This window comes from Pelagimonas phthalicica (assembly GCF_004364805.1).
Taxonomy (GTDB): domain Bacteria; phylum Pseudomonadota; class Alphaproteobacteria; order Rhodobacterales; family Rhodobacteraceae; genus Pelagimonas; species Pelagimonas phthalicica.
In genome coordinates, this window is record NZ_SOAP01000002.1 from 304045 (window position 1) to 322624 (window position 18580).

Annotated in this window: 18 protein-coding genes; 8 read left to right on the forward strand and 10 right to left on the reverse strand. The window is 57.4% G+C overall.

Annotated features, from left to right (window positions below):
* Positions 1-255 precede the first annotated feature (255 nt).
* From CLV87_RS11555 to gyrA, 3 genes are all read right to left on the reverse strand, one after another.
* Positions 256-606 (reverse strand): DUF6614 family protein, encoded by a 351-nt coding sequence (locus CLV87_RS11555; protein ID WP_099245455.1) that lies wholly within the window; start codon positions 604-606, stop codon positions 256-258.
* Positions 607-653: 47 nt separating this feature from the next.
* Positions 654-1049, reverse strand: a complete 396-nt coding sequence (locus tag CLV87_RS11560; RefSeq protein WP_099245457.1) for a hypothetical protein — start codon at positions 1047-1049, stop codon at positions 654-656.
* Positions 1050-1110: 61 nt separating this feature from the next.
* Positions 1111-3861, reverse strand: a complete 2751-nt coding sequence (gene gyrA, locus CLV87_RS11565; RefSeq protein WP_099245459.1) for a DNA gyrase subunit A — start codon at positions 3859-3861, stop codon at positions 1111-1113.
* 190 nt (positions 3862-4051) lie between these two features.
* Here gyrA and CLV87_RS11570 point away from each other — a divergent pair, with 190 nt between their 5' ends.
* Complete coding sequence (locus CLV87_RS11570) at positions 4052-4321, forward strand: usg protein (protein ID WP_099247704.1); 270 nt, start codon at positions 4052-4054, stop codon at positions 4319-4321.
* 107 nt (positions 4322-4428) lie between these two features.
* Here the strand turns inward: CLV87_RS11570 and CLV87_RS11575 are convergent, their stop codons facing one another.
* Both CLV87_RS11575 and hemB read right to left on the reverse strand, forming a co-directional pair.
* Complete coding sequence (locus CLV87_RS11575) at positions 4429-4983, reverse strand: lipid-binding SYLF domain-containing protein (RefSeq protein WP_099245461.1); 555 nt, start codon at positions 4981-4983, stop codon at positions 4429-4431.
* 125 nt (positions 4984-5108) lie between these two features.
* The gene (hemB, locus tag CLV87_RS11580) at positions 5109-6107 is read right to left on the reverse strand and encodes a porphobilinogen synthase (protein ID WP_099245463.1); all 999 of its coding nucleotides are present in this window, start codon (positions 6105-6107) and stop codon (positions 5109-5111) included.
* A 143-nt stretch (positions 6108-6250) separates the two neighbouring features.
* On the opposite strand from hemB, the gene CLV87_RS11585 reads away from it, so the two are divergent.
* The 3 genes from CLV87_RS11585 to CLV87_RS11595 all read left to right on the forward strand — a co-directional run bounded on the left by CLV87_RS11585 (position 6251) and on the right by CLV87_RS11595 (position 11207).
* Positions 6251-6772 carry a component of SufBCD complex gene (locus tag CLV87_RS11585; protein WP_099245465.1) on the forward strand — a complete coding sequence of 174 codons (522 nt, stop codon included), beginning with the start codon at positions 6251-6253 and terminating at the stop codon, positions 6770-6772.
* Between the two features lie 335 nt (positions 6773-7107).
* Positions 7108-10569: a transcription-repair coupling factor gene (gene mfd, locus CLV87_RS11590; RefSeq protein WP_099245467.1), complete on the forward strand. Its 3462-nt coding sequence runs from the start codon at positions 7108-7110 to the stop codon at positions 10567-10569.
* Positions 10570-10637: 68 nt separating this feature from the next.
* On the forward strand, positions 10638-11207 hold the full coding sequence (locus CLV87_RS11595) for a methyltransferase domain-containing protein (RefSeq protein ID WP_099245469.1): 570 nt from the start codon (positions 10638-10640) through the stop codon (positions 11205-11207).
* On the opposite strand, the gene CLV87_RS11600 is transcribed toward CLV87_RS11595, so the two are convergent.
* Positions 11199-11960 (reverse strand): helix-turn-helix domain-containing protein, encoded by a 762-nt coding sequence (locus CLV87_RS11600; RefSeq protein WP_099245471.1) that lies wholly within the window; start codon positions 11958-11960, stop codon positions 11199-11201. The two genes, CLV87_RS11595 and CLV87_RS11600, sit on opposite strands and share 9 nt — an antisense overlap.
* A gap of 104 nt (positions 11961-12064) precedes the next feature.
* On the opposite strand from CLV87_RS11600, the gene CLV87_RS11605 reads away from it, so the two are divergent.
* A complete protein-coding gene (locus CLV87_RS11605; RefSeq protein ID WP_099245473.1) occupies positions 12065-12499 on the forward strand; it encodes a hypothetical protein in 435 nt (144 codons plus the stop codon).
* Positions 12500-12544: 45 nt separating this feature from the next.
* Here the strand turns inward: CLV87_RS11605 and CLV87_RS11610 are convergent, their stop codons facing one another.
* The 4 genes from CLV87_RS11610 to CLV87_RS11625 are packed head-to-tail and all read right to left on the reverse strand — an operon-like array spanning position 12545 to position 15531.
* Entirely contained in the window at positions 12545-13609 is a 1065-nt protein-coding gene (locus tag CLV87_RS11610; protein WP_099245475.1) for a methyltetrahydrofolate cobalamin methyltransferase, read from the reverse strand.
* The gene (locus tag CLV87_RS11615; RefSeq protein WP_099245477.1) at positions 13606-14274 is read right to left on the reverse strand and encodes an HAD family hydrolase; all 669 of its coding nucleotides are present in this window, start codon (positions 14272-14274) and stop codon (positions 13606-13608) included. Before CLV87_RS11615 ends, CLV87_RS11610 begins: the two co-directional genes overlap by 4 nt.
* A 5-nt stretch (positions 14275-14279) precedes the next feature.
* A complete protein-coding gene (locus tag CLV87_RS11620) occupies positions 14280-15206 on the reverse strand; it encodes a methylenetetrahydrofolate reductase (RefSeq protein WP_099247706.1) in 927 nt (308 codons plus the stop codon).
* Positions 15207-15234: 28 nt separating this feature from the next.
* Entirely contained in the window at positions 15235-15531 is a 297-nt protein-coding gene (locus tag CLV87_RS11625; RefSeq protein WP_099245479.1) for a virulence factor, read from the reverse strand.
* A 236-nt stretch (positions 15532-15767) separates the two neighbouring features.
* Here CLV87_RS11625 and CLV87_RS11630 point away from each other — a divergent pair, with 236 nt between their 5' ends.
* Genes CLV87_RS11630 through CLV87_RS11640 form a run of 3 tightly spaced genes read left to right on the forward strand, consistent with a single transcriptional unit; the run spans position 15768 to position 18382 of the window.
* Positions 15768-16475: a sulfotransferase family 2 domain-containing protein gene (locus CLV87_RS11630; protein WP_099245481.1), complete on the forward strand. Its 708-nt coding sequence runs from the start codon at positions 15768-15770 to the stop codon at positions 16473-16475.
* Positions 16476-16504: 29 nt separating this feature from the next.
* Complete coding sequence (locus CLV87_RS11635; protein WP_099245483.1) at positions 16505-17617, forward strand: Ppx/GppA phosphatase family protein; 1113 nt, start codon at positions 16505-16507, stop codon at positions 17615-17617.
* A gap of 54 nt (positions 17618-17671) precedes the next feature.
* Positions 17672-18382, forward strand: a complete 711-nt coding sequence (locus tag CLV87_RS11640) for an RlmE family RNA methyltransferase (RefSeq protein WP_099245485.1) — start codon at positions 17672-17674, stop codon at positions 18380-18382.
* Positions 18383-18580: the final 198 nt, after the last annotated feature.

Sequence of the window (18580 nt, forward strand, 5' to 3'; positions counted from 1 at the left end):
AATGCTCAGCATGGAAAAATACGTGTTATCAGAGGTTTGAATTTCGCAGACAAGGCTGGTTGCCTTGGCAAGAAAATCGAGCCGCTGAGAGCATGTATTTCTCCATGCCCTTCGGGTTCACCGGATTTTGTCCCAACCTGCGTTATATGCCCTTGAAATAGAACCACTATTCCAGCGGTCATATGCCTGGTCTGAAACAAAATTTAGCGAACTGAGCGTTGTGAATTAATGGGTCCCGACCCTAGGGTCCTGACCCTAAAGCAGCGCCATTCGCTCCGCCCGTTCCGCATCAGGGAAGGGGCGGTACAGGGCAAAATCCGATGACAAAATCTGTTCATGCACGACGCGATAGAGCGTTTCGATATGATCATCCTGCTGGCCGCTGGTCTTAAAAGCTGAATCGAGTTGGGCCAGATCCTGAACCTCAATCTGTAACAGAAAGTCACGATAGCAATCCGCCGCCAGGTTCAGCTTGCGCCGATAGAGGTGCCAACGGGTGATCACCCCGGCGGTCATCAAATGATCCAACCATTGTTCGACCGCATGGGCAAAGGCCAGCGCCTTTGAATCATTCTTCAAATCGATCATGCAGGTATAAAGGTTCATCGCGGTCTCCTCTGGCGCAAGATTGGCAGAGAAGGGTTGAGGATGGCTTAAACCGGGTTTGTGTGGTCTGATCCGAACCACCTTATCAGGTTGGGTTGGTAATCCTCTGGCACAGCAGCAATGATTTGAGCCCGCTCAGTGGCTGTCAGCGTGGCGGTTTCCAGCAAGCTTCGCGCAAAGAAAAACCGGTCTTCATCGTCCGTGAGAACAGTTTCGTTCTGCGTTACAAACGCCTTGAGCTGCCGGGCTGTCAGGAGTTGTGACACATACCGTCCCAAATGGTCATAGGCCAGGATATAGGCACGAGAAGCGACCACCGCTGTCGGGCCATCCAGTTCCTTCAGGGCGTCTTGGATTTGTTCCTCAGTCAATCCAAGGTCGACCTGCAAAAAGCGCAAGAAGCCTTCGAAATGGAGTTGCTGTAGGTAAGGGGTGGTACACATTGAAAAACCTGAAAAAAAACGCCGACTTGAACAAGCCGGCGTTTGGGTTTTCGAGGAAGGATCAGCTGTCGCTGGTCTCTCCCGGATCGGTGTCCTGGTCGTCCTCTTGGTCGGCAATGCGCGCGACCGAGACGACCACCTCGCTTTTGCCAGTACGGAAGACATTGACCCCACCAGCGCCGCGTGAGCGGAAGGAGATCCCATCCACCGGCACCCGGATCGATTGGCCGGTCGAGGTGGCCAGCATGATCTGATCCTCCATCTCAACCGGGAAACACGCCACCAGAGGCCCGCCACGCATGGCTTTGTCAAAGGCCTGCACACCCATACCGCCACGACCGCGCACCGGGTAATCATGGGACGAACTCAGCTTGCCCAAACCCTTGGCGGTGATGGTCAGGATCAGGTTTTCAGCCGCCGACATCTGGGCATAGCGTTCCTGACCCAGTTGGGCATTGGCATTACCTTCCTCTTCGCTTGGCAGTTCCGCATCATCGGCCAGGCCCGCCATGGCACGGCGCATCTTGAGGTAGGCAGCGCGTTCGTCAGGCGTGGCCTCGAACGGATGGATCACCGCCATCGAGACAACACGATCATCGCCCAGCAGTTTGATGCCGCGCACACCAACCGAGGCACGGCTGTTGAACACCCGCACATCAGAAGCCGGGAAGCGGATTGCGCGACCGGAATCGGTGACCAGCATCACGTGATCCTCGGGCGCAGCGATGCGCACGTCGATCAGCTTGGTCTCGGCATGGTCATCCTCGAACTTCATCGCGATCTTGCCGTTGGATTTCACATTGGTGAAATCCGACAGTTTGTTGCGACGCACCGTGCCCGCCGAAGTGGCAAAGACCACCTGCAGATCGTCCCATTCTTCCTCGTCACGATCCACCGGCATGATCGCCGCGATCGAAACGCCAGACGGGATCGGCAAGATGTTGACAATCGCCTTACCCTTGGACGTGCGCGAGCCCTGCGGCAGACGCCATGTCTTGAGCTTGTAGGCCATCCCGTCGGTGGTAAAGAACAAAAGCTGCGTATGCGTGTTGGCCACAAACAGCGTGGTTACCACATCATCATCTTTCATCGCGCCGCCAGACAGGCCCTTGCCGCCGCGTTTCTGCGACCGGAAATCGGCCAGCGGGGTACGCTTGATATAACCCTCGGCAGTGACGGTGACGACCATGTCTTCGCGTTCGATCAGGTCTTCGTCATCCATATCGCCGGCCCAATCGACGATCTCGGTGCGGCGCGGCACGGCGAAATCATCGCGCACCTGACGCATTTCGGTCGAGATGATCTCAAGGATGCGATCCCGGCTGGCGAGAATGGCAAGGTATTCCTTGATCTTGGCGGCCAGTTCTTCCAGCTCATCCGTGACCTCTTTGACACCAATCTGGGTCAGACGCTGAAGACGCAGTTCCAGAATGGCGCGTGCCTGGGTTTCAGAGAGGTTATAGGTGCCGTCGTCATTCGCCTTATGGGTCGGATCGTCGATCAGCGCGATATAAGGCAGGATTTCATGCGCGGGCCAACGGCGCTCCATCAGCTTGACGCGCGCCTCTGCCGCATCTGCCGAGGCACGGATGGTCGCGACCACCTCGTCCACGTTCGACACAGCCACAGCCAAACCACACAGGATATGACTGCGTTCCCGTGCTTTGCGCAGCAAATACGCGGTGCGGCGAATGACAACCTCTTCGCGAAAGTCGAGGAAGGCCGTCAGGAACCCACGCAGGTTCAACTGCTCAGGCCGCCCGCCATTCAACGCGAGCATGTTACAGGCAAAGCTGGTCTGCATCGGTGTGAAACGGAAGAGCTGGTTCAGCACGACCTCGGCCGTGGCATCGCGTTTCAGTTCAACAACCACGCGAACGCCATCCCGGTCAGATTCATCCTGAACATGGGCGATGCCTTCGATCTTTTTGTCGCGCGCCGCCTCAGCGATGCGCTCGATCATGGTTGATTTGTTGACCTGATAGGGGATCTCATCAATCACGATGGCCCAGCGATCCTTGCGGATCTCTTCGACGCGGGTCTTGGCGCGAATAATGACGCTGCCGCGCCCTTCGGTATAGGCTTTGCGCGCGCCAGCCCGCCCCAAGATCACGCCGCCGGTTGGGAAATCCGGGGCAGGGATGTGTTCGATCAGCTGTTCGCTGTCGAGATCTGGGTTTTCGATCAGCGCCAGCGCGGCATTGATGACCTCGCCAAGGTTATGGGGCGGAATACGGGTGGCCATACCAACCGCAATGCCCTCAGCCCCGTTGACCAGAACATTGGGATAACGGGCGGGCAGAACCGTAGGTTCGCGTTCCTTGCCGTCGTAATTGTCCTGGAAATCAACGGTTTCCTTGTCGATATCCACCAACAGGTTCAACGCCGCTTTCTCAAGCCGCGCCTCTGTGTAACGCATGGCGGCAGCGCTATCACCATCCATAGAACCAAAGTTGCCCTGACCATCGATCAGCGGCAGCGACATGGAAAAATCCTGCGCCATACGCACCAGCGCGTCATAGATCGCGCCATCGCCGTGCGGGTGATAGTTGCCCATCACCTCGCCAACGGGTTTTGCGGCCTTGCGATAGGATTTGTCCGGCGTATAGCCGCCATCATACATGTGGTACAAAATCCGGCGATGCACCGGTTTCAAACCGTCCCGTACATCGGGAATCGCCCGGCTCACGATGACGCTCATAGCGTAATCGAGATAGCTGGTTTTCATCTCTTGCGAGATGGAAATGGATGGCCCTGTATATTCGGGCGGATTTTCGTCTGTGTTTTCAGGTGTTTCTGGCGTGTCGTTCACGTAGAGTGCCTACTCGGTTATCTGCCATATCTTGTTGAAGCTTTTATAACAGATGCAGGATGTAGGGTGCAATGGCAGCGTGGCTGCCCATTTCTGGCAGCCACCTTTGTACAGTGCTAACAGGTTGTTTTTATTGAAAAGTAAAGATTTCTGCGCCAGTCTGGTGACCCCAGAAAAACATGAGGCAAAAATGCAGGAAACCGAGACTGAATTGATGCTCAAAGGCTATGGGCTGACCACCGCGGAACTTTTCTACCACATCCCGGATTATCCCCACGTGCTCAACACGTTCATCTGGCAGGAATATGATCTGGCACCCGATCACGAGCGTCTGTTTGATTTCATCGCCTTCTGGCATGACGAAATCGAAGGGCCGCTGCATTCAGTGCGTTTTACCCATCGCAAAATGATCTCACCGGGGGAATGGCGCAATGTAGTGGGAGAGTTTCACTATCACTAAAAAAACGCGCGACTGAGCGTTTCTTTGGGCCAAAAAATATCCCGGGGGTGGCCCGCCTTTTGGCGGGCAGGGGGCTGGCCCCCTAACCACATTAATTTAAATGAATATCAGGGCAGAATACGGGTGTATTTCACGCCTTCAAGCGTCGCACCGACACGTAAACCAGCCTGACCAAAGATCACTGCGATCACCGGAGCCAGCGAGGTTGTGGTTTCTGCGGCCAGGGTCTCGCCCCGCTCAGGAATCGCATATTCGACATTCGCGCCAGCAGCATAGCCGGGGGAGCGGCGGAAGGTGCTCAGCGCCTCTTCGGTCATGAAGAACAGCACGTGCGAGTATTGCGAACCACCGATTTGCAACCCACCCGAGGCCTTGGCCACCGAGTAGTAATCAACAGTCGCGCCGCCAACGCGCAGAGCGCCGCGGCCATAGCCGCCACCAAATCCAAGCCCAACCTCGGTCACCAGTGGCATGACCAGCATACCGGTCGCTTTGGTCGCCAGGTCGCGGGTGGCTGGGTAATCCGAATAAAGCTGGCTCAGCGTTGCATCGACGCGCGCGTCGATCATCGCAGGGCCGCGGCTGCCGACACCATTGCCGCAGGCTGAAAGGAGCGCGGTTGCGCCCAGACCAAAGGTCAGATTCCGTCGTGTGAGAGTCATATGCTCGTTCCTTGCCAGTGCCTCAACTCCGGCTTGTTTGCGCCGGTTGCGTGGATTTATAGGCCGGGCTGGCAAGATTGTCACCTCACCTTGCCAATCCGACACAATTTATGAGCAAATCCCCGCTACCCGTTGAGGACTTTGGCCGCGGCAGGGGCGAAATAAGTCAGAATGCCGTCGCAACCGGCACGTTTGAAGGCGACAAGGCTTTCCAGCATGACTTTCTCGCCATCAACCCAACCGCGCTCACCGGCACCGGCCAACATCGCGTATTCACCGCTGACCTGATAGGCAAAGGTCGGCGCGCCGAACATATCCTTGGCTCGGCGGCAAATATCGAGATAGGGCATTCCCGGCTTGACCATGATCATATCCGCGCCTTCCATCAGGTCGCGTTCGATCAGGCGCATGGCCTCATCCGAATTGCCGGCCTCCATCTGATAGGTTTTTTTGTCGCCTTTGAGCGCACCGGATGCGCCAACCGCATCGCGGAACGGTCCGTAAAACGCACTGGCATATTTGGCGGCATAGCTCAGCAACAAGACGTTCTGATGCCCCTCAGCCTCCAACGCCGTGCGCAGGGCTCCGATCCGTCCATCCATCATATCGGAAGGGCCAATGATATCGGCACCAGCCTCGGCCTGGCTGAGTGCCTGTTTCACCAGCGCTTCTACGGTGCGGTCATTGACGATCTCGCCGCCTTCGACAAAGCCGTCATGGCCATTGATGTTATAAGGGTCGAGCGCCACATCGGTCATGACCGCAATATCGGGCACCGCATCCTTGATGGCGCGGGTGGCGCGGTTTGACAGGTTGTCCGGGTTCCAGGCCTCGGCGCAATCCTCGTTCTTGAGGGCGGGATCCGTATAGGGAAAGAGGCAGATACAGGGGATGCCCAGGGCGTGTGCGTCCTTGGCGGCCTCGACCACTTTGTCCACCGAGAGGCGATTGACGCCGGGCATAGAATGGATCGGTTCAACCTCGCCCTCTCCATCGCGCACAAAGACCGGCCAAATGAAATCGCCGGGGCTGAGTGTGGTTTCCTGAACCATGGACCGGATGGCAGGGGTGCGGCGCAGACGACGCAATCTTGTAGCGGGAAAGGAGGCGACAGTGGGTTTCATTGTGAAGTCCTTGTAAAGGTCGCATTTGGGTGGCATGGAATGGGCATTGTCTCAAGCCCCGAATTGGTGATCTGCGCCTTAGGGTCGCGACACAAAGAAATCAGACTTGGCCGAAACGGGTCGACTAAAGAAAGAGCAGCCCTTTGGATTGGTACACAATCGTTTTTGAAGTGATCGAAATGCGGTCCTTTTCCAATCTTTGGTTCTGGATCGTGCTGGCGGTCGCCTGGTCCTCGATCAGCCATTGGGTTCTGGGCGTGCCCTTTGACATGGTGAGCCGCGCGCGACGCAATGGCGGGCAGGCCGAACAGGATCTTGAGGATCTGGTGCGCATCAATGCCAACCGGTTTTTGTTCATCGTCGAAGAGGCCGGGTTGTGGATCACCGCCATTGCCTCGGCCTTGTTGAGCGGTTTGCTGGTTTTGGGGTTTTATTATGGGGTTGAGTTTGCGCAAGCGGTGTTCTTGTTGATGTCTCCGTTGATCTTTGTCGGCTTGCTGAGCATCTATTCGGCGCGCAAGGTGAAGGGGGGAGAAAACAGCGGTGAGGCATTGTGGCGGCGCTTGCGCATCCATCGCATGACCACGCAGTTCATCGGCATGGTGTCGATCTTTTTGACGGCCATGTGGGGCATGTATCACAACCTTTCGTCTTACGTGCTCTGAGCGTGGCGCTGTTACATTATGCGCTTCCGCGCGCTTTGTTTGAAGCAAATTGTTGGGTGACGATTCCGCGTGAAGCGGGTGCGGGTCGAGAGGGTGAGGGCGCTGAGATTCACCAAAACAAAACCGCTTTGTTACTGACCCATCCCTTGATTGATTGGTCCTGACAGACTGTTTTTGTCGCGCCAAGATCAATGGACGTCTCCCCATGAATGGGGCCCCTCGTCAATTGATCTTGTCCCTCCAAACCCAGCCCGTCACGCCTGCGTCAAGCAAGGGATGGCTCCGAAACAAAGCTGGGCTTGACCTTGGTCGGGCAGGGGGGCATTGCAGGCGGTATGACAGGACAAAACGTGATCATGGGCGGGGCCCCGGAGGGGTTTGACGCCAAGCTTTTGCTGGAAGAGATGGCGCGCAGCGGTGGGCCGGTGCTGCATGTGGCACGCGATGACAAGCGCGCGGCCTCGATGCGGGATGCGCTGGAGTTTTTGGCACCGGATGTGCCGGTGATCACCTTTCCGGGCTGGGATTGTCTGCCTTATGATCGCGTGTCGCCCAATGCGGATATTTCTGCGGCGCGTATGGCGGCGCTCGCCGGGTTTTTACATGGCATGCCCAAGCAATATGTGGTTCTGACCACCCTGTCTGCGGCAATGCAGAAAGTGCCAGCACGGAATGTGTTGCGCGAGGCTGCTTTTGTCGCGCGGGTTGATTCCCGTGTGGATGAGGCCGAATTGCGCGCTTTTCTCGTGCGTATGGGCTTTAGCCAGGCCCCCACGGTGACCGAGCCCGGGGATTACGCCATTCGCGGCGGCATTGTGGATATTTTCCCTCCGGGTGAGGGTGGGCCGGTGCGTCTGGACTTCTTTGGTGATGTGTTGGACGGGGCGCGCCGCTTTGACCCGGTGACGCAGCGGACCACGGAAAAGCTGGACGTGGTGGAACTGGCCCCTGTGTCCGAAGTCATCCTGGATGAGGCGGCGATCACTCGCTTTCGTCAGAATTACCGCATCGAATTCGGCGCTGCGGTCAAGGATGATCCGCTTTATGAGGCGGTGAGTGCCGGGCGCAAGCATCAGGGGATCGAGCATTGGTTGCCGTTTTTCCATGAGAAATTGGAAACCCTGTTTGACTACCTGCCGGATGTGCCGGTGGTCATGGATGACCAACTGACGCCTTCGCGCCTGTCGCGTTGGGAGAGTATTCAGGATCAGTATGAGACGCGCACCCATGCCTTGTCTCAGAAAAAGACCATGGGCAGCGTTTATAAACCGGTGCCGCCGGAGCTGTTGTATTTGAATGATGGCACCTGGGCTGAGGCGATCGGCACGCGGCGCGCTGTGCAGTTTCATCCACTGCCCCAGGCGTCGGGCCCCGGCGTCGTTGATGCTGGTGGGCGGATCGGGCGTAATTTCTCGCCAGAACGCCAGCAGGAAAATGTTAGCCTGTTTGGGGCTTTGGCTGCCCACGTAAAGGATCGTATGGCCAAGGGGCCGGTCTTGATCGCCTCTTATTCCGAGGGCGCGCGGGAACGTTTGACCGGCTTGATCGAGGATGAAGGGCTGGCCGAGGCGGTCCCGATTGGCAATGGCACAAGGATCGGAAAGCGCGGGCTGCATTTGGCGGTTTGGTCGCTTGAGGCTGGGTTTGTGGCCCCTTGGGATGATGGTGAGATCACCGTCATTTCCGAACAGGATGTTCTGGGGGATCGGTTGATCCGCGCGCCGCGCAAACGTCGCAAGGCAGAGAATTTCCTGACCGAAACCCAAAGCCTGAGCCCCGGCGATCTGGTTGTTCATGTGGATCACGGGATTGGCCGTTATCTGGGGTTGGAGGTGATCAGCGCCGCCGGGGCGGCGCATGAGTGCATCAGCCTGGAATATGCCGAAGCGGCCAAGCTGTACCTGCCAGTCGAGAATATCGAACTGCTGAGCAAATATGGCCATGACACCGGGTTGTTGGATCGGCTCGGCGGCGGGGCTTGGCAGGCTAAAAAGGCCAAGCTGAAAGAACGCATTCGCGAGATGGCGGATCGCTTGATCCGCATCGCTGCAGAACGCGCCTTGCGCAAGGCTCCGGTGATGGATCCTCCGGTCGGGTCTTATGAAAGCTTTGCGGCGCGTTTCCCCTATCAGGAGACCGATGACCAGCTAAACGCCATCAATGATGTGGTCGATGACATGCATTCTGGCCAGCCGATGGATCGACTGATCTGTGGCGATGTCGGCTTTGGCAAGACCGAGGTCGCCATGCGCGCCGCCTTTATCGCCGCGCTATCTGGGGTTCAGGTGGCGGTGATTGCGCCCACAACCTTGTTGGCGCGCCAGCATTACAAGTCATTTGCGGAACGGTTTCGGGGCTTTCCGGTACAGGTCGCGCCTTTGTCGCGCTTTGTCGGCACGAAAGAGGCCTCTTTGACGCGCGAGGGGATTTCGCGCGGGACGGTGGATATTGCCGTGGGCACCCATGCGCTTTTGGCCAAAAATATCCGTTTTGAACGGCTGGGCCTGTTGATCATCGACGAAGAGCAGCATTTTGGCGTGCAGCACAAAGAACGGCTTAAACAGTTGCGCAGTGACATTCACGTGCTGACATTGACCGCAACGCCGATCCCTCGGACCTTGCAGCTGTCTCTTACCGGGGTGCGCGATCTGTCGATCATTGGTACGCCGCCGGTGGACCGGCTGGCGATCCGCACCTATGTCAGCGAGTTCGACGCGGTCACCATCCGCGAAGCCCTGCTGCGCGAACATTATCGTGGAGGGCAATCCTTCTACGTGGTGCCACGCATTGCCGACCTGCCTGAGATCGAGGAATTCCTCAAAGAGCAGATGCCCGAGATTTCTTATGTTGTGGCGCATGGCCAGATGGCCGCGGGTGAGCTGGATGAGCGTATGAACGCGTTTTATGACGGCAAATATGATGTGCTATTGGCCACGACGATTGTTGAATCCGGTCTGGATATTCCGACGGCCAACACAATGGTGGTGCATCGCGCCGATATGTTTGGCCTAAGCCAGTTGTATCAGATCCGAGGCCGGGTTGGGCGTTCCAAAACCCGCGCCTATTGTTACCTGACCACCAAACCGCGCGCCAAACTGACTGCAACGGCTGAAAAGCGGCTGCGGGTTTTGGGGTCGATTGATACATTGGGGGCCGGTTTTTCCTTGGCTTCGCAGGATCTCGACATTCGCGGCGCGGGCAATCTTCTGGGCGAAGAGCAATCTGGCCAGATGCGCGATGTCGGCTATGAGCTTTACCAATCCATGCTGGAAGAGGCGATTGCCAAGATCAAATCCGGCGAGATGGAGGGGCTGACCGACGATGATGGGCAGTGGGCTCCGCAGATCAATCTGGGCGTTCCGGTTCTGATCCCCGAGGATTATGTGCCCGATCTCGATGTTCGTCTCGGGCTTTATCGTCGCTTGTCCTCGCTTTCAACCAAGGTTGAGCTGGAGGGGTTTGCCGCGGAACTGATCGACCGGTTTGGGAAATTGCCGCGTGAAGTCAACACCTTGATGCTTGTTGTTCGCATCAAGGCCATGTGTAAACGCGCCGGGATTGCCAAGCTTGATGGCGGGCCAAAAGGCGCGACTGTTCAATTCCACAATGACAAATTCGCCAAGCCTGAGGGGCTGGTAAGCTTTATGCGTGCGCAAGGCGACATGGCCAAGATCAAAGATAACAAGATTATCCTGCGGCGTGACTGGAAGAGCGACAAGGACAAGATCCAAGGAGCCTTTGCCATTGCCCGCGATCTCGCAGAGGCGGCGGGTAAGATCAAGAAACGGGCGAAATAGATCGTTTTTCAACAAGGGCTTGACCCCTCTCGCAAGCTGACGCCAAATGGCGCAAAGCGAGGTGGGTCATGGCCAGTATCAATCGTATTGTCAGTTCCAAGAAATGCCGGCATCTGGTGCGAATGCTGGAGCCGGAAACGCTTGATGTGGCTGAGATTTCGGGGAAGTTCGGCACCAAGTTTCCCTTCAAATCTTACCGCGCCTTCTGGTTTCCCGAATATGACATCTGCAAATCTCCGCTACAGGCTGAGGATGGCAGCCTGCTGCACTATGATCTGATCATAGCTGATCAGGTTTGGGAGCATCTCGACCGTCCATACCGCGCCACGCAACATGTGCTGCAATCGCTGAAACCCGGCGGATATTTTCTGGTGGCGGTGCCTTTTTTCGTGCCGTTGCACGGGGCACCGGTGGATAATACGCGCTGGAGCGCGCGCGGGCTGACGAATTTCCTGATTGAATGCGGGTTTGAAGAAACCGAGATTCACGCCGAACAATGGGGCAATCGCTGGGCAGGGATCCGCAATGTTGCCGGGCCCTTTCCACCGGCTTACCGCGAGGATGTGGACAGTCTGGAAAATCAGGAGGATTTTCCGATCTGTTCCTGGGCCCTGGCACGGAAGTCTGACTTAGCCTAGCTGCTCAAGAAACAGCCGAGTTGCTTCGTCACAGGGGAACAACAATTCAATTTTGAGATCAGAAAGGGTGACCTCTTCGGCACTGCCAAATTGTGCAAATGTGCTGAAGAGCGAGAGGGTGGTTGGGCCAGCTCGAAACCGGGTCGGTGTGACCGCTGGTAAGGGGATAGGCGGCTCATAAGAGGCGATGGCTGGGTCATCGGCCAGAATGCGTGCTGCCTTGTCCAGGCTTGGCAGACCACCGGCCTCCGCGCTTTCGGCGCGTAGACGCATGAGGATGTGGTGGCCAAATTCTGGCCAGTTCTCAACCACTTCCGGGCCGATATTGGTCTCAAGAAGGATGTCGATCAGGCTCTGCCCGACCTGCAAACCGACGCTGCCAAACAACAGTTGCGCAGGCGCATTCATCTGCAAGATACGCCATTCGCGATCCATGACCGAGGCCGGGTAAGGCGCGTGTTTTTCCAGCATCCGATCAATGGCTTGCGAGAACGGGGCAAGCATCTCTGCGTCCCGCTTGATCTCGGGATAGGCGGGGGCAAACCCTGCGGCGACCAGCATGTGATTGCGGGCCGGGCGTGGGATGTTCAGACAATCGGTCAGGCGCAAAATCATCCCACGACTGGGGCGGGCGCGTCCGGTTTCCAAAAAGGACAGGTGGCGCGCGGAAATTCCGCTATCTGTGGCCAAGGCCAGTTGCGACAGGCGGCGGGTGTTGCGCCATGTTTTCAGCTCTTGTCCAAAATTGCTCATGCTGTTTGCTATCACGTCAGGATCACGAATTCACTTACCTGACAGGTAATTGATGAGACGCGTCAGGATCGACAGTTTCCACAGCAACGTGAAAGGAGACTGCGATGACTTTGGAACAGAAACGGTTGCGCTTTGGCGCTGGGGTGATTGTCGGGTTTGGTGTGCTGACCTGGGCGGCCCTGGTGTTCGGGGTGTCGAGCCCATTGGTGCTGTTGCTGGATCTGGTAACTCTCAGCGGGGATGGGGCTGAAACGCTTGGCAAGACGCCGGGTCAAATGCTGGGCGCGATCATGGCCGGGCTTTGTGTTGGGCTGGGGGTGATCATTTGGGTGATGGCCGGGGCGCATCTGGCCCGGATGCCCCATGAGACCCGAACCGCCCTGTTGGTAATGATCTGGAGCTGGTATCTGGTGGATAGCAGCGGGTCCATTTTGGTCGGCGCGCCGATGAACGCCTTGGCCAACCTGACTTTTTTGATCTTGGTCGTCTGGCCAATCTGGGCGGCGAGACGAGCTGAGCGGGCAACGGCAACCGAATAAAAACGCCCGCCGGTTTGGCGGGCGTTTCGCATTTTCCAATTTGGATCAGGCGCGGCGACGGCGGCGGCCACCGCGACCACCTGCAGCTTCGCCCGGTGCCTTGTTGAACTGGATCCAGTTGGCACCGCCTTCGTCGTTGTTGGTGAGGAAGTTGGCGGCGCGGATCGCTTCCATTTCCTTGCCAGGGCGCGGTTTGGTCGAGCCGAGGCCAAACATCTTGCAGAAGGTTTCGTCATCCATACCCTCGGGCAGAACGATACCGGCGGCCTCAACCTCGGCCTTTTTCTCGGCCAGTTTCTTGGGGCCAACGGGCAGGGCAACCGGGTTCATGATCGCCGAGGTCATGCCGGTGGCCATGGCCATGGGCAGGAAGGCATTGTTGATACCGTGACGGTTGGGCAGACCAAAGGAGATGTTGGAGGCCCCGCAGGTGGTGTTCACACCAAGCTCATTGCGCAGACGATTGTTCAGTTCGAAAACCTGCAGGCCCGCGGTGCCCATAGCGCCGATTGGCATGACCAGAGGGTCAACCACGATGTCATGCGCAGGAATGCCGAAATCGGCGGCGCGCTCAACGATCTTTTTCGCCACGGCAAAGCGCACATCCGGGTCCTCGGAAATGCCTGTGTCGTCGTTGGAGATCGCGACAACGGGAACGTTGTATTTCTTGACCAGCGGCAGAACAATTTCCAGACGTTCCTCTTCACCGGTGACCGAGTTCAGCAAGGGGCGGCCTTTGGCGGCTTCAAGACCAGCTTCCAGCGCACCGGGCACCGAGCTGTCAATGCAAAGCGGGCAATCTGTGACCGCCTGAACCTTTTCCACCAATTGGCGCATCAGGTCTGGCTCGACAAAGTTGTTATCGGCATAACGGGGATCTTCGGCCATTTTGTTGGAAAAGACTGCGCCTGAATTGATGTCGAGCACATTGGCACCGGCCGCAACCTGCGCCAGCGCGTCCGTTTCGACGCGGCTGAAATCGCCGGCTTCCAGTTCGGCATTCAGGATTTTGCGGCCTGTTGGGTTGATACGCTCGCCGATCACGCAGAAGGGCTGATCAAAGCCCATCACGGTGGTTTTGGTTTGCGACTCGATGATCGTGCGGGTCATGTCAGTGCCTCTCTGTCAAAACGCTGCAATATGTGTGCCAGCGCAGGGTCGTTAAAGTGTTCCAAACTGTCTTGTGCGCCCGCCGCCCTGAGATCTGTGTCAGACAGGGAGGAGCGGATGCCCACAGGATAGGCCCCCGAGGCTGCGGCAGCGCGCATGCCCGAAGGGCTGTCTTCGAAGGCGATGCAGCGGTCTGGGTTCACACCCAATTGCTGCATTGCGATTGTATACGGGGCCGGGTCTGGTTTGCCTTTTGGGCATTCCTCGCCGATGACAATCACGTCAAACGCCGTGCTCAGGCCGATGGCTTCCAGCATGGCCTCGGCGTTGAGCCGCATGGCATTGGTCACCACGGCCAGCCCCCAGTTGTTGCGTTGCGCCCGCGCCACCAGATCCACGACACCGGGCATGGCCGGGTAGGGGCGGGGCAGGCGGTTGCGAAACTCGGCCTCTTTGGCGTCCGACAACCCCTGAGGATCCGGTTCGTCCGGCAGAAATTCAGCAAAAATGTCGGTGTTCAGCCGTCCATGAACATGACGCATGTAGAACTCATGCGTCACATCCAGCCCGCGCGGGGCCATCATGTCAGCGAAAACTGCCATATGGATCGCGTCCGTGTCCAGCATCGTGCCGTCGAGGTCGAAAAGCAGAGCAGGACGCGACACCGGTTCTACTGCTTTGCCGGGCGGGTCGACTCGCCACCGTTTTCAATCGCCCAATTTGCATTGGTCTTGATGCCGCCAAGTGGGAAGAAATGGACCTTATCGATGTTGAAATCCGGGTTGGCGGCTTTGTGGGCGGCCAGTTTGGTCAACACGTCAGTTGGCTCATATGGGAGCAGCAGCTTGGACACATCCATGGCGCGTTTCTGCAAAACCTTGAGCGAGGGGCCAACACCGCAGGCAATGGCGAATTTGATCAGGGTTTGCAGCTTGGCCGGGCCCGCGATACCGATATGGATCGGGATATCGATGCCTTCGGATTTCAGGCGATCCGCCCAGGCGATGATTGGATCGGCGTCAAAGGCAAACTGGGTGGCCAGCGCCATTTCCGCATCGGTAGTCTCATTGAATTTCTGTTTCCAACGCAGCGCGTCCATCACAACGGCATCGCCGCCATTAGGGTCGATGTCCTTGTTGCCTTCGGGGTGACCGGCGACATGCAGACGTTTAAAGCCTGCTTTGTCAAACAACCCTGTTTCCATGAGCTGCATGGAGCTGTGAAAATCCCCATGCGGAGAGGTGACACCACCGGCGAGCAGCAGCGCCTGTTCAACACCGGCCTCGCCCTGATACATGGCGATCCAGTTTTCCAGGGTCGCGGCGTCTTTGATGATGCGCGCTGGGAAATGCGGCATCACATTGTAACCGTCTTCGGAAATACGCTTGGCCGTTGCGACCATTTCCTCGATCGGGGTGCCTTCGATATGAGCGATATAGACGCGCGTGCCTTCGGGCAGCAACGCGCGGAAATCGTCAACCTTGGCGGCGGTGCGCGGCATGACCTCGATGGAATAGCCTTTTAGAAAGGCCTCCAGATCTGCATTGCGCGGTGAAGTTGCAGCGTCATCGCGCTTGCGGAAATTCAGCAGAGCCATGATGGCCTCCCTCAGCTTCATGGCGGGCTTAGGCCCATCCATCATTGGCGATCAGCGTTTTCAGGCGCTCTTGATCATAATCAGCGTCCAGCTTGGCGGCCAATTCTGCGGCCACGTCATTCTGGTCACCCTCGGCAGAGCCGGAAGGAACTTTGCGCCATTCTGCCAGATAAGCATCGGTGTCGATCTGACCGCCCTTCATGGCGGCGCGATCAATGGCTTGCTCAAAACGTTCAGGCAGCTGAACTTTTGCGCCACGCCGACCTTTGCCCACAATCACCTGCGCGGGGATATCTCTCCAATAGACGATTGTGATGTCTGGCATCCGTTTGATTCCTTCGGTTCTGTTCCGACACCCTAGCTGCGGGAGGGATTGGCGTTTTGTCGGATTTCGACTTGTGCCGATCCATGAGCGACAGGGTAAGGCCAAGAGCAAGATTGTTAAACCGGTTCGGATCGTCTAAGTTTTCAGGATAAACATGAGGCAAATTAACCTTGTTGCCAAACTCTCGCCCGAAAGTGGCAGTAAAAGGAGAGGGCAAAGAGAAGGGGCAGTGACCAATGGTCATCGCAATAGACGCACATAAACTCGCTTATATGGCGCTTCCCAAGGCTGGGTGTTCCTCGGTCAAGGAAGCCTTGGCACGGGTCGATCCATCGGTGGATTTGCCGGATGAAAAGGATGTGACGCTCTATACCTGGCACAATCTTTACCCGACCAAGCGGTTCCGCCCGCATCGGTTTGAAGAATACGAAGGTTATTGGCGGTTCTGCGTGGTGCGCGACCCGATCAAGCGGTTACTGTCGGTTTATACCAATCGTGTGCTGCAATTTGGCGATCTGAGGAACAGCATCAAATTGCGCGACGGGCGCGATTGGCTGCCCGATCTTCCGCGCGAACCTAGCCCGGACGAGTTCTTTCAGAACCTTGATGCCTATAAACAGGCCTCGTCTTCGATCAAACATCACGCCATTCAGGCCTGGCTGTTTGTGGGCCGCAATTTGGCGGACTATAACAAGGTCTATAAGACCGAGGAATTGGGTCAGCTGGCCTATGATCTGTCACTGCTGACCCGCCAACCGGTTGAGATGCCGCGCCGCAATACATCTGAGGCCAAACTGACCCTGGACGACCTCAAGCCCGAGACCATCGATGCGATCCGGCCCTTCCTGGAAGAGGAATACGCATTCTTGAAGGGATATTATGAAAATCCCTTGGGTTCGAAGCTTCATGCGACTTGCGCGGCACCGATCCGCCGCGTATCCTGAATTCAAGTTGAAATCGGAGGGCGCAACAGATGGCGCCCAAGCGTCCCAAGGCTGCGGGCGTTTTCCCGAAACCGGTCGAGAGCACCGCGCCAAATCGGCCTGATCCCAATGCGCTTTATGCGGCGCTGGATTTGGGCACAAATAGTTGTCGCATGTTGATTGCCCAACCCAAGGGCAGTCAGTTCCATGTGATCGACAGTTTCTCTAAATCTGTCCAACTGGGGCAGGGGTTAGAGAAATACGGTCGGCTGAGCCGCGCCTCGATGGGGCGAACGGTGTCGGCTTTGAAAGTGTGTCGTCAGAAAATCGAACGCCACGGGGTCACGCGAATGCGTCTGGTCGCGACCGAGGCCTGTCGGCGTGCGAAAAACGCGCAAGAATTTATTCGCCAAGTGCGGCGGGAAACCGGCCTGCCGCTGGAAATTATCCAGCCCGAGGAAGAGGCGCGTCTGGCGGTGATCTCCTGCGCGCCTTTGGTGTCAACCAAAACGGAACAGCTCTTGGTAGTGGATATTGGCGGCGGTTCGACCGAACTGGTCTGGATCGACCTCAGCTCTGTCCCGCGCCGCGACCGACCAGCGGCGATCATGCGTCTGCATGCTGGGTTTCACCCAGTCGACAGCCCGTTTCCGACCGCGAAAGTGGTGGATTGGATCAGCGTGCCGCTTGGCGTGGCCACCTTGCGTGATCAATTTTCGGATGTCTCTGATGATGCCGGTCGCTATGCGCTGATGAGCTGGTTTTTCGAAGAGCAACTTTCGGAATTTGCGCCCTATGCGGATGAGCAAGCGCGCGAAGGGTTTCAGATCGTTGGCACCTCGGGCACCGTCACCACCGTTGCCGCCTCGCATCTGGGATTGCGGCGTTATGATCGCACCAAAGTGGACGGGTTACGCATGAGCTCGGACCAGATCGAGTCGGTCATTCGCCGCTATCTCGAACTTGGCCCGACAGGGCGGCGCCGAGACCCGCGTATTGGGCCGGATCGGCAGGCTTTGATCATGTCCGGGTCGGCGATTTTGCAGGCTTTGCTGCGGGTTTGGCCCACGGATCGGCTCAGTGTGGCGGATCGTGGCCTGCGCGAGGGGCTGCTATATGCGCAGATGTCTGCGGATGGGGTTTTGGAAGACGGACCTTTGTGATAGGGACGCGCTCTGATCAACCTGACCATTGCGAAACGGCAAGAGGCGAACCACATGGCCAAGTCACCTAAAAACTCATCCGGACGCGGCCAGCGGGATCTAAAGGTCAAGGTCAAGACCGCGCGCGGGCGCAAACTGTCCTCGACGCTTTGGTTGCAGCGCCAGCTGAACGATCCGTATGTCAAACGGGCACAGGCAGACGGCTATCGCGGTCGCGCGGCCTATAAGATCCTGGAATTGGACGATAAGTTTCGGTTTTTGGTGCCTGGGGCGCGTGTGGTTGATTTGGGCTGTGCGCCCGGTGGCTGGTGCCAGGTCGCGGCAAAGCGCGTCAACGCTTTGGGTGAAAAGCAGGGTAAGGCCATCGGCACGATTCTCGGCATCGATTTGCAAGAGGTCGACCCGATTGCGGGCTGCGAGATCCATCAGTTGGATTTCATGGAGGATGACGCGGACGACAAGGTCAAGGAATGGCTGGGCGGCAAGGCAGATGTGGTCATGTCCGACATGGCGGCTTCGGCCTCGGGGCACAAACAGACCGACCACCTGCGCATCATGGCTCTGTGCGAGGCGGCGGCCTATCTTGCCTTTGACGTGCTCGAAGAGGGCGGCACATTCGTCGCCAAAGTTCTGGCAGGCGGTGCCGAAGGATCGCTGCAGCAGATCCTAAAGCAGCGGTTCACCAAGGTCGCCCATGTCAAACCCCCCGCCAGTCGCTCGGATTCGTCGGAAAAATTCGTTGTCGCAACTGGCTTTCGCGGCTGATTTGCCTTTGCCCTTGGGGCGTTGATGCAAGGATGTCAGCGCCTGGGCCAAAAGCTGTTTTTCCTTGGCTTCTGATAGCGTTGTAGTGGGTTTGGTGTCTTCCTGAACCAGACCTTGTTCAAACAGACCAAAAACCCGTGCAAACCGGTTCTCTGTCTCTTTTCCTGGGACAGGCGGCGGGGTGAGAAGCATGTGGCA